The organism is Paracraurococcus ruber, assembly GCF_004353985.1.
Classification (GTDB): Bacteria; Pseudomonadota; Alphaproteobacteria; order Acetobacterales; family Acetobacteraceae; genus Paracraurococcus; species Paracraurococcus ruber.
The window spans coordinates 1-392 of the sequence record NZ_SMOA01000720.1; the positions used below are offsets into that span (position 1 = coordinate 1).

Sequence of the window (392 nt, forward strand, 5' to 3'; positions counted from 1 at the left end):
CTCGGCGGCCTGCGCCCGGGTATCCGCCGCCGCGGCGCCGGCGGCGGCGGCATGCAGCGCGGCGAGGTCGGGCAGCGCCGCCAGTGCCTCGCGCGCCGCCTCGAGCGCTGCCGCGGCCTCCTGCCGCTCGGCCGAGAGGCGATCGAGCTGCGGCGCCAGGGCACCGATGCGGCTCTCCGCCTGCGCCGCGGTGGCCGAGAGCGCGGCGAGCGCGGCACGGGCCCGCTGCAGCCCCATCTCCGCCTCGGCGCGGGTGTCGCGCGCCTCGGCCTCGGCGGCGGCGGCGTGGCGCTCCTCCAGCGCCGCCCGGTCATAGGCGGCGATCGCCGCTTCCGGCCCGGGCAGGGCGGCCAGCGCGGCGGCGGCCGCCTCGGCGGCGGCGGCAGATCGGA

At 82.9% G+C, this 392-nt stretch carries 1 protein-coding gene; it reads right to left on the reverse strand.

Features of this window, described 5'->3' with window-relative positions; genetic code table 11:
* A partial coding sequence (locus tag E2C05_RS33910) for a hypothetical protein (protein ID WP_456306555.1) occupies positions 1-392 on the reverse strand: 392 nt, incomplete at both ends.